This window comes from Paraliomyxa miuraensis, from assembly GCF_026337845.1.
In the GTDB taxonomy this organism is placed as follows: Bacteria; Myxococcota_A; Polyangia; order Nannocystales; family Nannocystaceae; genus Paraliomyxa; species Paraliomyxa miuraensis.
The window spans coordinates 1-13,093 of the sequence record NZ_JAOVZF010000121.1; the positions used below are offsets into that span (position 1 = coordinate 1).

18 protein-coding genes are annotated in these 13,093 nt (G+C 66.8%); 15 read left to right on the forward strand and 3 right to left on the reverse strand.

The window, feature by feature from the left end; genetic code table 11:
* Both OEB96_RS01390 and OEB96_RS01395 read right to left on the reverse strand, forming a co-directional pair.
* A partial coding sequence (locus OEB96_RS01390; RefSeq protein WP_266213574.1) for a hypothetical protein occupies nucleotides 1-227 on the reverse strand: 227 nt, incomplete at its 3' end.
* Nucleotides 228-724: 497 nt separating this feature from the next.
* The gene (locus tag OEB96_RS01395; protein ID WP_266213609.1) at nucleotides 725-1,258 is read right to left on the reverse strand and encodes a class I SAM-dependent DNA methyltransferase; all 534 of its coding nucleotides are present in this window, start codon (nucleotides 1,256-1,258) and stop codon (nucleotides 725-727) included.
* A gap of 143 nt (nucleotides 1,259-1,401) precedes the next feature.
* On the opposite strand from OEB96_RS01395, the gene OEB96_RS01400 reads away from it, so the two are divergent.
* The 5 genes from OEB96_RS01400 to OEB96_RS01420 all read left to right on the forward strand — a co-directional run bounded on the left by OEB96_RS01400 (nucleotide 1,402) and on the right by OEB96_RS01420 (nucleotide 5,057).
* Nucleotides 1,402-1,626, forward strand: a complete 225-nt coding sequence (locus tag OEB96_RS01400) for a hypothetical protein (RefSeq protein ID WP_266213575.1) — start codon at nucleotides 1,402-1,404, stop codon at nucleotides 1,624-1,626.
* A gap of 258 nt (nucleotides 1,627-1,884) precedes the next feature.
* Nucleotides 1,885-2,580, forward strand: a complete 696-nt coding sequence (locus tag OEB96_RS01405) for a hypothetical protein (RefSeq protein ID WP_266213576.1) — start codon at nucleotides 1,885-1,887, stop codon at nucleotides 2,578-2,580.
* A 120-nt stretch (nucleotides 2,581-2,700) separates the two neighbouring features.
* Nucleotides 2,701-3,102, forward strand: a complete 402-nt coding sequence (locus OEB96_RS01410; RefSeq protein ID WP_266213577.1) for a hypothetical protein — start codon at nucleotides 2,701-2,703, stop codon at nucleotides 3,100-3,102.
* 218 nt (nucleotides 3,103-3,320) lie between these two features.
* Nucleotides 3,321-3,815, forward strand: a complete 495-nt coding sequence (locus tag OEB96_RS01415) for a hypothetical protein (RefSeq protein WP_266213578.1) — start codon at nucleotides 3,321-3,323, stop codon at nucleotides 3,813-3,815.
* A 324-nt stretch (nucleotides 3,816-4,139) separates the two neighbouring features.
* A complete protein-coding gene (locus tag OEB96_RS01420) occupies nucleotides 4,140-5,057 on the forward strand; it encodes a tyrosine-type recombinase/integrase (RefSeq protein WP_266213579.1) in 918 nt (305 codons plus the stop codon).
* A gap of 161 nt (nucleotides 5,058-5,218) precedes the next feature.
* Here the strand turns inward: OEB96_RS01420 and OEB96_RS01425 are convergent, their stop codons facing one another.
* Entirely contained in the window at nucleotides 5,219-6,916 is a 1,698-nt protein-coding gene (locus tag OEB96_RS01425) for an AAA family ATPase (protein ID WP_266213580.1), read from the reverse strand.
* A 202-nt stretch (nucleotides 6,917-7,118) separates the two neighbouring features.
* Here OEB96_RS01425 and OEB96_RS01430 point away from each other — a divergent pair, with 202 nt between their 5' ends.
* The 10 genes from OEB96_RS01430 to OEB96_RS01475 all read left to right on the forward strand — a co-directional run bounded on the left by OEB96_RS01430 (nucleotide 7,119) and on the right by OEB96_RS01475 (nucleotide 13,086).
* Nucleotides 7,119-7,418, forward strand: coding sequence for a hypothetical protein (locus tag OEB96_RS01430; protein WP_266213581.1), 300 nt, complete (start codon nucleotides 7,119-7,121; stop codon nucleotides 7,416-7,418).
* A gap of 282 nt (nucleotides 7,419-7,700) precedes the next feature.
* Entirely contained in the window at nucleotides 7,701-8,657 is a 957-nt protein-coding gene (locus tag OEB96_RS01435; protein ID WP_266213582.1) for a hypothetical protein, read from the forward strand.
* A gap of 5 nt (nucleotides 8,658-8,662) precedes the next feature.
* Nucleotides 8,663-9,052: a hypothetical protein gene (locus OEB96_RS01440; RefSeq protein ID WP_266213583.1), complete on the forward strand. Its 390-nt coding sequence runs from the start codon at nucleotides 8,663-8,665 to the stop codon at nucleotides 9,050-9,052.
* Between the two features lie 187 nt (nucleotides 9,053-9,239).
* On the forward strand, nucleotides 9,240-9,623 hold the full coding sequence (locus OEB96_RS01445) for an ATP-binding protein (RefSeq protein WP_266213584.1): 384 nt from the start codon (nucleotides 9,240-9,242) through the stop codon (nucleotides 9,621-9,623).
* On the forward strand, nucleotides 9,620-10,237 hold the full coding sequence (locus tag OEB96_RS01450) for an ATP-binding protein (protein WP_266213585.1): 618 nt from the start codon (nucleotides 9,620-9,622) through the stop codon (nucleotides 10,235-10,237). The genes OEB96_RS01445 and OEB96_RS01450 overlap by 4 nt, the downstream gene beginning before the upstream one ends.
* Nucleotides 10,234-10,827 (forward strand): SpoIIE family protein phosphatase, encoded by a 594-nt coding sequence (locus OEB96_RS01455; RefSeq protein WP_266213586.1) that lies wholly within the window; start codon nucleotides 10,234-10,236, stop codon nucleotides 10,825-10,827. Before OEB96_RS01450 ends, OEB96_RS01455 begins: the two co-directional genes overlap by 4 nt.
* Nucleotides 10,824-11,243 carry an STAS domain-containing protein gene (locus tag OEB96_RS01460; protein ID WP_266213587.1) on the forward strand — a complete coding sequence of 140 codons (420 nt, stop codon included), beginning with the start codon at nucleotides 10,824-10,826 and terminating at the stop codon, nucleotides 11,241-11,243. The genes OEB96_RS01455 and OEB96_RS01460 overlap by 4 nt, the downstream gene beginning before the upstream one ends.
* Nucleotides 11,240-11,938 (forward strand): STAS domain-containing protein, encoded by a 699-nt coding sequence (locus OEB96_RS01465; protein ID WP_266213588.1) that lies wholly within the window; start codon nucleotides 11,240-11,242, stop codon nucleotides 11,936-11,938. The genes OEB96_RS01460 and OEB96_RS01465 overlap by 4 nt, the downstream gene beginning before the upstream one ends.
* A gap of 108 nt (nucleotides 11,939-12,046) precedes the next feature.
* Nucleotides 12,047-12,667, forward strand: a complete 621-nt coding sequence (locus OEB96_RS01470) for a hypothetical protein (protein ID WP_266213589.1) — start codon at nucleotides 12,047-12,049, stop codon at nucleotides 12,665-12,667.
* Nucleotides 12,664-13,086: a hypothetical protein gene (locus OEB96_RS01475; protein ID WP_266213590.1), complete on the forward strand. Its 423-nt coding sequence runs from the start codon at nucleotides 12,664-12,666 to the stop codon at nucleotides 13,084-13,086. The genes OEB96_RS01470 and OEB96_RS01475 overlap by 4 nt, the downstream gene beginning before the upstream one ends.
* Nucleotides 13,087-13,093 lie beyond the last annotated feature (7 nt).

Sequence of the window (13,093 nt, forward strand, 5' to 3'; positions counted from 1 at the left end):
CCTCCACAGGCCAACGTGCTGCGGTACCACGGGGTGCTCGCGCCGGGCTCGAAGCTGCGTGCTCGAGTGGTGTCCGATCGACGACCGAGCACAGGGCACGAGACATCGGTGGGGACGTATCCCGGGGCCTGTGCATCGGCAACTCCTCCACCGACAGTCGCCTCGAGCCGCGACGCACTCGACGAGGCGATCTCGATCACGCCGTCGCGACGGGGAATCTCGGGCATCGTGGGTCCGCTCGGTATCGTGGAGAGTGAACGAGGGCTTGGCTTACCAACCGCTCCGCAAGATGGCGCCGTGGCGGAGCCAATGAGATCGGTCATGGTCATCGGTCCTCATGACACGGCGTGTGCTGAGCCGCGACTACGTCGGCGGCTGAGCGGGGCTGAGCTCATGCATCGTGTCTTCGCTCTGGATGTGCTCGAGTGCCCGGTGTGCCGAGGGCGGATGAAGATTCATCGCCGAGATCACGCAACCCGAGGTGATCGAGCGGTTCCTCGCTGCGCTCGACCTGCACGTCGTGCCTCCGGAGATCGAGCGAGCCCGACCACCGCCACAGTTGGAGCTGCCCTTGGACGAAGAGCACGAACAACTGGGCATCGACGCGATGGACGAAGGGGCTTGAACGCGCCGTAGTACAGGACCCACCATCCGCTCTCGGCCGAACGGTGGGGCACCGCGGACGGTTGGCACGGCTGGCCACCAGCTCGCCCTTGGGCGGCGCCTACCCTTCGCGGGGTCGATGCGCATGCGGCTCGCCTACGGCTCGCGCTCGCCCTTGGGTGCGGCCGAGCCTGGGGCCGCTACGGCTCGCCAATGCGGCTCGCCCTTGACGGCGCCTACCCTTCGCGGGGTCGATGCGCATGCGGCTCGCTACGGCTCGCGCTCGCCCTTGGGTGCGGCCGAGCCTGGGGCCGCTACGGCTCGCCAATGCGGCTCGCCCTTGACGGCGCCTACCCTTCGCGGGGTCGATGCGCATGCGGCTCGCTACGGCTCGCGCTCGCCCTTGGGTGGGGCTGGGTGGGGCCGAGCCTGAGCCGTAGCGAGCCGCATGCGCATCGAGCATTTCGGTGAGCTCGGCCTCGATCAGCTCGTCGTAGCCGCCACGGCGGCGGGCCTGGTCGAGCATCTTCCCTGACAGGTCCACGCCCACCAGGGTGCGGGCCAGCGGGCGGAGAAGCGGCGCACACAGGCCCGTGCCGCAACCCGCGTCGAGCACGTCGAGATCGCGGCGTTCGAGCAGACCCGTGCGCTCCATGACGCCCTGCACGAGCTTGGGACCCTGGTAGCCGAGCTTGTTGACCAGCACGTCGTCGAACTGCTCGGCGAAGTCGTCGAACTCGCGCTGGACGTACTCGTCGGTGGCGCGCTCGGGCGGGGTCTGCCACGCACGTTGGCCATGTGGGCGCGCTCGTGCCAGGCCTGGTAGACGGCGGTGGCCTCGTCGTTGCGACGCAGGCGGCGGAGGGCGAGGGCCAGCTGCTTGTAGATCGGCAGGTCGTCGGGGCGCAGCTCGAGCGCGCGGCGGAGGGGGTCGATCGCGTCCTCGATCTGGAGGTTGCGAGCAAGGGCGCGGCCGAGGTTGAGGTGGGCCTCGGAGACGGCCTGGCGCTCGACGATCGGTGAATCACGGCGACCATGTCCCCGCCCAGGCCGCCCCCGTGGGACGCCGGGACCGGCGAAAACAGCGCAGGTCTCCACGATAAGGCACTCAGGATTGCCCGGTGACGGCCGAGCCGCCGCTGGACGCCCATCCCAGACCGTCCAGCCGAGGATCTCCGAACAGTCTCGAACGAGGGCTCAGGAAGCCACCACCGCCCATTTCGAGCCAGACCTGAACGAATTTCATCCGGTGCCGAGGGCGCCGTCTGCTAGAGTCCGTGCGTGTCGAGCAAGCCGCTCCGTCTGCCTCCCGACGCCTATGAGGATTTGGAGCGAATCGCCTCGAATCCCACTTCCTTGCGGGAGCTCTCGAACAACCTCGACCTGCTGCGGACCGCGCCAACGGTCGGAGCGGCCGTGAAGCGCTTGGCAGCAGCGTGCTCGGCAGACGAAGGAGAGCTCGAAGTCACCCTGCCAGCCCTCATGGCGCTGTCGTCCCTGCGACGCAACGTCGAGAAGGAGGTCCGTGACTACCTCGATCTCCTCGACTCATCGCTCGAGGCGGGTGCAACGGGCGAGTGGAAGCAGCGGAATCTCTCGAATTGGAGGAGCTGCCGACCCTCACTCGAGGTCATACTCGACTCCGGGAGCGCGCTCTCCCTCTTCGAGAAGGCCAATCGGCTCGGCTATAGTCATGCCCGGACGCTCTTCAGAACCGAGATCATCACGGATCTCAGGCCTGTGTTCGACGCGACGGCGAGCAAGATCGAGCGGATGAGCGCATCATTCATGTTGTCGATCGAGTATTCTGACGGCGGCCGCGTTCAGTCCCTAGACATGGCACTGGACCTCAAGGACATCGCGAGGCTGCACGAACAGTGCGCTCGCGCGAAGACCAAGGCCGCCTCGATCAAGGCCGCGCTGCAAGGACAGCCTTGGATCACGACCATCGTGGGTGACGATGAGGAGGGAGCTTGAGGCATGGTCGCAGTGAATTGGGCGGACAAAGTCGCTAGTGACCGACGTGCTCGTCACAAATCCGTCGGGACCAAGCCGCTAGTGCCCCCCTCGAAAGTCCCGGCAGCTCGCACCTATGTCGTGATCGAGCACGCCCGGAGCTTCGACCAGATCGACCCGATCTCGGAGTGGAGCAATCTGCTCCTTGTATGTCGACGTGAAGCAAGCTCTCCAAAGCCCTGGCAAAGGGCCGTCCTGAACGCGACGACGGACGACTCCGCACGCCGCGCCTTTCGCGCACTATATTCGGAGCTGAAGCAACTTCGTCAGTGCGACGCCTTCGACGAAATTTCATCCGTGCTCGGCGTGCTCGCGAAGCATAGCTCGGGGATTCACCCGTTGCTGCTCGTGGCAGGGCTACGCCTCACCTGCCTGTATCGTACAGAGGTTGCCGACTGGACGCGAGCCAGGGACCAGATCGCCGAAAGCCTGTCTTCGAGGGGGCTCGACTCCTCCGAGCTTCTGTGTGGGCTGCTCAATTGACCGGCTTTCAACCCCTCGTCGAAGGCGACGTGGAGCTCTTCGGTGTCGCCATCAGGGCACACGTCGATCGCGTGGAGCAACGACACGTGGGTGTGGTGTACCGAGACGTCGATCAACGGGTGCGTTTTCTACACTTTGCGGCGCACAATGATCTCATCTGCGGTTCCTGTGATGGTAGCTATCACTGGGCAGAAGTTGGGTTCGACCGATACAATAGGATGTTGTTGGCAGAGCTCGCAGCCATCATCGCCGAGAGGCGTGCCGGTCAACCCATGCCCTATAGTTTCGACTATCAAGGCGGAGCTCCTGCACCCATCGGTCACGATGGCGAGTGGGTGGAGATCCTGGGCATGACGTGCTCCACGTTCGTGCTCGGACTGTTTGTCACCCATGATCTTCCGTTGTTGGACATCACGACGTGGCCCAAGCGGCAAGCAGACCAGGAATGGGCGAGCGAGCTCCTCGTCAACTATCTCGTGACAGTCTACGACTCGCAATCGGAGATCGAGCGACTGCAACGGGCCATTCCCTCCTGTGTCCGAGTGCGGCCCGAAGAAACCGCCGTCGCCGCGAAGGGCCTCCCGACCTCTAGGCCCTACGCCTTCGCCGACGTCGAGCCGCCCAGCCAAGCGCTCGCGGAGCAGTTGGTGGCCCATGCATCCGAGAGCCGCGCAAGCCTACGGCCCTCGGACGCAGACGAGCGGGCCACGTAGGTCAGTAGAGATCGCCCTCGGCCAGCCGCTGTGACCAGTCGAACAGCTCCCTGTCGATCTTGATGTCGTCGTGCCACGGCAGCGGAGAACAGCGATGACCGTCACCGTACGACCCTACAAGAACACTCGCGGCTGGGAAGTCGATATCGTGCTCACGTTCCAGGACGACGAAAGATCCGAGAGCGGCGCAAGGCGCCGGTCGGGACCAAGTCGGCCGCGAAGCGCTGGGGCGAGGATCGAGAGCGCCAGCTCATCGAGCACTACAACAACACCGACCCGGCAGAGGACGACAAGGACGAGCGTCCCGACCTGGTCAAGAAGGAGGTGCCCACGCTCGCGGCATTCTTCCCGCGGTATATGGAAGGCTACTGCAAGGCCAACCGCCACCGCGCGGCGACGATCGACCAGAAGGAAGGCAACGCCAAGAACCACCTATTGCCCGTCCTGGGGCGCAAGCGCCTGGACCGGATCACCGCCGAGGACATCCAGCGGCTCAAGGCGGCGCTCGGAGACTGCTCCCCCGCGACCGTCAACACCGTGATCAAGCTGCTCAAGGCGATCCTTCACGTCGCCGTCGAGTGGAAGGTCATCACGGAGATGCCGACCAAGGTCAAGAAGGTCAAGGAGTCGCTGGCCGATCCTGCCTTCTACGATTTCGGCGACTACGCGCGGCTCGTCGCCGTGGCGGAGAAGCTCGACCCACGGATCCACCTCTTGGTCCTGCTCGGTGGTGACGCCGGGCTGCGGCGCGGGGAGATCATCGCCCTGGAGTGGTCGGATATCGACCTTGCTCACGGGCGACTGACCGTGGCTCGCTCGGAGTACCGGCGGAACGGGACGTCGACCAAGGGCCACCGGAGCCGGACGATCCCGATCTCGGAAGATCTCAAGCGAGCGCTCGAGAAGCACCGGATCGGAGGACCACGGATCCTCTATAGCCGAGGCAAGAACACCCCGGTGGAGTCCACCATCCGCGGGTGGCTGGCCAAGGCGCAGAAGGAGGCGGGCTTCGCGGTCAAGGGGCCACACATCCTCCGTCACACCTTCTGCTCGCACCTGGCCATGGCGGGAGCGCCTGCGCGGGCGATCCAAAAGCTCGCCGGCCACCAGAGCGTGGTGACCACCGAGCTATACATGAGCCTCTCGCCGGTGGCGATCGAAGAGTCGATGCGACTCCTCAACCGGCGCCCGGCGTGGAGAAATGATGGAGACGGCGATGGTCCGCCGTTGAACATCCAATGATTTCAATGATTTAGAGTCTCTCTGCGTGCCCCCCAAAGGGGGGCATTCTTGGAGGCCGACCGGGAGCTTTGCTCTGCTCGCCCACAACCCGCTTGCGGTACAGCCAGCTTGCTAGGCGCGCAACCGGCTTGCGGCTGGTGGTGCAGGCAGCTCGAGCGGTTCTACGCGTCTCCGGCGACTCGTACCCACGCACGCTTGCCGTCGAATACCGCGACCATTTCGTGGATCGGGGTCGCGCCGCGCTCGCGGAGTTCGGTCGCGTAGTCGCGCTCGCGGATCTGCTCGAAGGCGGCGGCGAACGCTTGCTCGATGCTCTCACCGTCTTCTAGGGCCACGCGCTTGAGCTCGAGCACCACGCCGGGCTGACCGGGGGTCTTGGGCAGCACCATCACGTCGCAGCGACCGAACCCCGACTCTCGGTTCGAACGCACGTCGTAGCGCGGCTGTAGCCCCGCCAAGAGACCCACCACCAGGCCATGGTAGAAGCGCTCTGGCTCGGGCGCCGCGGTGTCGAAGTATGACGCGTCGGCCCTGAGCATCCGGCCGAGGGCGCGCTCCACCACGGCCGCTTCCCCGCGCAGCAGCGCGTCGAGCAGACGCTGTAGCGGCTCCATCCCTCCGGCCTCGTTCTCGAACCACACGCGCACCATCGTTCGAAAGGCCCCGGCGACCTCCCGATTGGGCACCGTCAGGTCCGCGAACGTCTCGCCGTCCTCGTAGCGCACGCCGACCGCCTTGAGGTAGCCGGAGAACAACAAGAAGCTCCACACCGCGTCCCTGCGCGACGCGATGTCGCGAAGCACGATGTGCTCGTCGATGCGGCGCTCGAGCAGCTCGCCGGCCAGCAGCGCCTCGAGCTCGACCTTCACACCCGACGGGCCCGTGAGCAGCAGCTCGCGCACGAGGTCGTTGGAGCTGGTCTCGATCCAGTACGGTCGAAACACCCCGTCATCGCGGTTGAGGAACGACAGCACCGACCAAGGGTTGTAGATCGCCTGCCCGCCGAACAGGTAGCCGTTGTAGAACCCGCGGATGCCGTCGAGCGCCTCGGGCCGACCCGCCGCCTCCGTCAGCGCGCGCACCTCGGGCTCGGTGAAGCCGAATGCGGTCGCGAGCTGCTCGCGCAGGATGCTGTAGACCTCGATGTTGTTGAGGCCCGAGAACAGGCTCTCCCGCGCCACGCGGAGGATGCCCGTGAGCACGCCCTTGAACAGGTGCTCGTTGTCCTTGAGCCCGCCCGAGAGGAAGTCGCGGAAGAACGCCACGACCTCGTCGTAGTACCCGTGGCCGTGGCCGGCGTGGATCGGGGTGTCGTACTCGTCGATGAGGATGACCACCCGCTCCTGGTGGTGACGGGCGAGCAGGCGCGAGAGCAGCTTCAATGCAACGACGAGCTCGGGCTGGGTCGCGCGGCGCCCGAGCACGGCCTCGAACAATCGGGCGTCCTCGGGGTCGAGCCGACCGTCGGCGAGCAGCGAGCGGTGCCGGCTGTAGCATTCGGAGAGCACGTTCGCCACCCCCGCCAGGCAGCCCTCCCACGAGGTCGCCTTGACGTCCTTGAAGGAAAGGAAGATGACCGGATGGCGCTGGAAGTGCGCCCGAGCCCGATCGGACGATGCGATCGCGAGCCCCTCGAACAACGGCGAGGCGTCGTCCGAGCGCCGGTCGAAGTACCAGCGCAGCATCGAGAGGTTCAAGGTCTTGCCGAAGCGCCGCGGTCGCGGCACGAGCAGCACCTTGGCCGCCTCGGCCAGCACCTCGTCGACCAGCATGGTCTTGTCGACGTAGGCGAACCCTCCCTCCCGCAGCTCGCGAAAGTCGGAGATGCCGATCGGCGAGCGAATCGCGGGACGAGGCATGGAAACGCGCACGGGACCGTAGCCCCTGGTCCGGTGACCGACAAGCGGCCCGAATGGTACGGGGATGTCCTGCGACGACCCACCACCTTTGTTGTTCGTGCAGGCGAAATCACAGGCCGATCGCTCGGTTCGTGCACACCTACATCGTTCTGATGGCTTTCCCTACGAGGCGGCCGGGCTATCTTCTCGGAGGTCTCGGCACATGGCCACCGCACGATCCAGCTCGGGCTCGCTACCGCTCCTACGCGTCCGCGTCGAGTCCTTTCGCGAGGTCACTTTGCCACGACCCCGGTCCACCCCCTCGGGGCTGTTCCCCGCCGTCACCGCCCCACCGCCCACCGTGATGACCTCGCGGCTGCGACGGATGGTTGCACTGGCAGTGGTGATCGGCACCGTGGGCCTGTTGGCCTATGTATCGTGGCAACGGGGCGCTCACGCATCACGGGGGCCGGTGGCCACCAGCCGTGGGCCCGCAGTGCAGCTCGCCCACGCCGACGAATAGACGTTTCCCACGATCACCGGGCCAAGCGGTGGGCCTCGGGTCGGCCGGGTCGCCACGGGGTCTCGTGACACATTGGGTCCTTGCGCCCCGCTGGACGTCGATTCGCACGCCATGGCTGGAGCAAGCGCTCCACCGGCTTGCCTTCGCGTCGGAGCACCGCGTAGCGTGCCTGCCTCGGTGGTTTCATCTCGCACCGCATCACTTTGGAGCGAGGCACCCGAGCTTGGTCTTACCCTTGCATTCGACCCCACCAACGACCCCAACCCCCATTGGAGGATCACCATGAATCGCATTCGAAACCGACGCATGAAGGGCATCCTGGCCTCGGCGCTGGGCGTGCTCGTGCTCGGACCGTCCGCATCGGCCGAGGAGCCCACCGCCACTGCAACCGCGACCGTGACCGTCGAGGTCACCGAGGAGGACGCCAAGCAGGACGACATCCTGCTGGTGATCGACCTCCCCATCATCGTGGCCGACGCCCGTGATGCCGGCGTGGAGGAGCAGGAGCTCGAAGAGGTCATCACCACCGCCTCCGATGCTGGCCTGAGCGCGGGCGTGACCGCCGAGCTGGTCGTGGCCGAGACGGAGACCACCAAGAGCCAGGGCAAGCGCAGGGGTCTGTCCCTGTTCGTCAAGCGCGAGCTCGCCAAGGGCGTGGCGCCCAGCGAGATCGCGGCGTCGATTCGCGACCGCAAGGACGAGCTCGAGGACATGACCCCCGAGGAACGCGAGGCGCTGCGGGCCCGCATCGAGGAGCTGCGCGAGCAAAACCGTGCGCGGCACGAAGCGCTGCAAGCGAAGCGCAAGGAGCTGCGAGGCAAGGGGCTGGAGATCGCCCTCCTCAACAAGGAGGCCCACGAGGCTCGCCGCGAGGCCCTGCGTGCGCACAAGGACGAGCTCGAGGCGGCTCGTCGCGAGCGTCACGCCGCCAAGAAGGACCTGCACGACGCGCGCGGGGATCGTCGCGAGGCCCGCGACGATCGGGAAGAGGCTCGCGACGACCGTCGCGAGGCGGTCGAGGACCTCGGGGCGGCGCAGACACCCGAGGAGCGCCGCGAGGCGGCCAAGGACCTGCGCGAGGCCAAGCAGGACCTGCGCGAGGCCAAGCAGGACGCGCGCGAGGCCAAGAAGGACGCACACGCGGCCAAGAAGGACCTGCACGACGCCAAGAAGGACGCCAAGGCGGCCAAGCACGAGGCCAAGGCCGACATGAAGACCAACAAGAAGAAGGGCGGCTGAGCGTCATGACCAAGCACTCGATCGCGAAGATCCACGTCGTGGGCCTGGGCCTGACGCTGGCCCTCGGCGCCTGCGACAAGGGCGAGAGCAAGGACGCCAAGGCCACGGCCGATGCCAAGGCCAAGACCGGCGACGCCAAGACCGGCGATGCCAAGACCGGCGATGCCAAGGCCGGCGATGCCAAGGCCGACCAAGGAGCCGACGAGCCGCTCGACGAGCGCGTCGTGAAGGCGGCGAGGCTGGCCAACGAGATCGAGGCCGAGCCGGCCCGCGCCGACGAGATCCTGGCCGAGGCCGGCATGGATCGAGCGGCCTTCAATGCCCTGATCTACGAGGTGAGCACTCCCGAGCTGGCCGAGCAGTACCGCCTGGCCCGTGCACGCGAGGAAGGCTGAGGCCGACGCCTCGGCAACACCTACATTCACTTACACCTCGGGCGCTTCGGCGCCCGAGGCGACCGGCCCTGTGGCCGCACAATGGTTGCTTTGTCGGGGACACCTTCGCGTGGGGAAGGGTCGGTGCTACTCTGGCGCGGACTTGGAGACGCTATCGGTTCCGGTGGCCTCCGATACCGACCCGCTCGTGGTCAGTAGCTTGGCCAAAGACTTTGCGATCCGACTGGGGTTTCCCCATGTGGCGGTGGCACAGGTCGCCCTTGCCGCCGGAGAGCTGGCCAGCAATTGCTGGCGGCATGGCGGAGGCGGACGGGTGGAGCTGAGGGCCATCGAGAACGGCCTCGAGGTGCGGGCCATCGATTCCGGCCCGGGCATCCCCGACCTGGCCCACGCCGAGCAAGACGGGGTCAGCCGGGGCCGACGACACTCTCCCGAAACACCGATCCGCGATAGCCTGGGCGTGGGGTTGGGCTCGGTGCGCCGACTCATGGACGAGGTCGAGGTCACCTCGGCGCCCTCGGTGGGCACCACGGTGATTGCGCGCAAGCGACTGCACGGACGAGCCGGATGAAGGATCGGGTCCTCAACGTGCTGTCGCACTACATGTCCAGGCTCCATGCCGACATGGCGCTGCGACGCGCGGTCGCCAAGGTGGGCATCGACTCCCGCCTCGAGGACCACCGCATGTATCCGCAGCTGGCCGCGGCGCTCGAGACCAGCCTGCGCCTGTTCACCAGCGAGTCGCTCATCGACACGGCGGTGGGAGAGCTACGCGAGGTGCTCACGCCCGATGAGCCGTCGTCGGTGAAGGTCGAGCTGCGCTCCGAGGCCGACATGAGCCTGGCTCGCCAGGCCGCACGCACGCTCGCCGAGAAGATGGGCGCGCGCTCGTTCGAGACCCAGAAGTTCACCACCGTCGTCAGCGAGCTCGCCCGCAACATCGTGCAGTACGCCAAGCACGGCGAAATCGAGATCACTCCGCTGTCGGACGGCATGCGAGGGCTGCGAGTGCGGGCGGTGGATCAAGGACCCGGCATCAAGAACCTCCAGGAGATCCTCGACGGGCGCTACAAGAGCAAGACCGGGCTCGGCAAGGGCATCATGGGCGTTCGCAAGATGATGGATCGCTTCGACATCGCCAGCGACGACCAGGGCACCCGCATCGAGGTGGAGATGCACCTGTGAGACTGGACATCGCCCACCGCAGTCGCCCCTGCCGGGGAGAGACCGCCAACGGCGATGCGGTCTGGCTGGGGGAGTGGATCCACCGGCCCGTGTTCGCGGTGTTCGATGCGTCGGGACACGGAGCCCAGGCCGCCGAGGCCGCCCGCGCGGCCTGTGGCGTGCTCGATCGCTGGGATGGAACCCCCGACCTCCCCGCCCTCGCAGCACGGCTCCATCAGGAGCTTCGGGGCTCGCGCGGGAGCGCGGGTTTGGTGGCGCTGCTCGATCACCCCGAGGGAGGACCGGCCACGCTCCGAGGCTTTGGGGTGGGCAACGTGGAGCTGCGAGCCCTCGACCGGACCATTTCGGCCCTCCTCACCCCGGGAATCCTTGGCGTACGCCTGCGCCGGCGAATCCACGTGTTCGAGATCCCCTTGCAGGTCGGAGACCGCCTCATGGCGTTCTCCGATGGCATCCGAGGCCGCTTCTTCGACCGCGAATACCACCAAGGCTTGAGCCCGGCGGCCTTGTGTGATTCGCTCTTACGTGACCACGGTCGCCCGCACGATGACGCAACCGTGCTCGTGGCCGACGTCCTCGACGACGCATGAGCGACAACCGATCAACGATCCCCGTCCTCAAGATCTGGGACCAGCTCCTGGTTGCCCTCCAGGGTGACGTCTCGGATCGTCAGGCCGACGACCTGTCGCACTCGGTGCTCACCCGCATTCGCGATGCGGACGTCTCGGGGCTCATCCTCGACGTCACGGGGGTGCTCACCCTCGACTCGCACCTGTGTGCCGTGCTGGCCAAGCTGGCCGCCTCGGCCCGGCTGATGGGAGTACGATCGGTGCTGTGCGGCCTCACGCCCGAGGTCGTGATGACCCTACAGGCGATGGACATCGAACTCGAGCAGATCGAAACGGTCGGGACCATCGAGGAGGCCCTGGAAGCGTCGGGCATCCAGCACACCACGCGGCCCGGTCGAGACTACGACCTCGACGAATTCTTCGGAGTCAAGCCATGAGTGACGAAGAGCTGATCACCATCGAGCGCTCGCGGCTGGAGTCGCTCATGTCGGCGGTCTCGGCCGCTTCGGTGGCCGCCTACGACGAGGCCCTCACCGAGGTCAAGGTTCGCGACGAGGATGGCTTTGGCGAGCTCGAGCACGTCGTCGCGCTGTTCATCGACGAGCTGCGCACGACCGCCGCGCGCCGCGACGAGGCGATGCGGGCGATGACCGAGGCCCGGGCCACGCTCGAGGAGAAGCTCGACACCATCCGCCGCCAGCAGGTCGCCATTCGCGATCTGTCGGCCCCCATCATCGACCTGTGGGAGGGCATCCTCACCCTCCCGATCGTGGGCACCGTCGATTCCCAGCGCGCCGTCGACATCACCGAGAAGCTCTTGCAGCGGATCAGCGAGAACAACGCGGCCTGCGTGATCATCGACCTCACCGGCGTCGACGTGGTCGACACGATGACCGCCGATCACCTCATCAAGCTGGTCAAGTCGGCGCGCCTCTTGGGCACCTACTGCGTGGTCACGGGCATCGGGCCCGAGATCGCGCGCACCCTGGTCGACCTCGGCGTGGAGCTGCACGAGCTGGTCACCCTCAAGCGCCTGCGCGAGGGTCTGCAGGCCTGCCTCACGCACCTGCGCGAGCGCAAGTCCAGCTCGGCTCGCTGGGGACAAAACGTCGCCAGCCGCTCCAACAAGTAGCGAACGCCGTGCTGCGCCGCCTGGGCGCCAGGACCGCGGAGCCCGAGACGACGGGCCGTCCCCTGGCATCTGGCCGTCCTCGGTGGGGGATGGCAGAGTGATGGGACGATGACGGTGCCAGCCAAGCGGGGGTGGTTGCGAGCGGTGGCGTGGCTATGGGCCATGGGAACCACCGGCTGCGTGGATCGAGTCATCCACGACTACGACGGGGTGGCCGATGGCGAGGGCGGCAACCTCGACACCGACACCGAGACCGATGGTCTCGGAGAGACCGAGCAGGGCTCCACCACGAGCGATCCCCAGGCCGAGTGCATGATCCCCCAGGACTGCGCGGCCGGACAGACCTGCTTCGAAGGCGTCTGCGTCGGCATGGGGACCGTTCGCATCTCGCTGTCGTGGAACGTGGTGACCGATCTCGACCTGCACGTGGCCCTGCCCAATGGCCAGGAGATCAGCTACGCCAACTCCGTCACCCCCTACGGGCAGCTCGACGTCGACGACTGCGTCGGTGGCATGTGCGCCAACCAGGGGGGGACCCACGTCGAGAACATCTTCCTCGACGGCTCGGCTCCCCGCGGCACCTACGGGATCCAGGTGGTCAACTTCGATGGTCGCCGCTCCGCCGACTACACCATCGAGGTCGCGGGCGAGATCACGGCTCAGTTCTTCGGCAATCTCCCCTCCTCCATGTTCTCCGAGGGCCCGGTGCACGAGGTCTTGTGGCCATGACGGGACCGACTGGGCTGATGTCATGGCTGATGCCATGTCTCCTGATGACGGCCGCCTGCACCCCGGTGGAGCGCCCGAGCCCGACGAGCGAGACGCCGCCTGACCAGTGCTCACCCGATGACGCGACGCTCCCGCCGGTCGTGACGATCTTGCAGACCCGTGACCACGAGGTGGCCGTGTACGCCGGCGACGATGGCCTGCGCTTCACGGTGTCGCTGGCTGGCGGCGAGCTGCTCGGTCGCCAGCTGACCGAGGCCGAGCTGGAGCAGAGCTTCCCCGGCCTGCACCAACGCTTTCGATCGGCGTTCGCGAGGGACGAGGCCTGGCTCGATGCCAGCTTCGGTGCCGGTCTCGATCCCAGCATCGAAGGCTCGCACCCGACGCCACCAATGGAGACCAAGCCGGGCGATCCGCGCTGAGGCCATC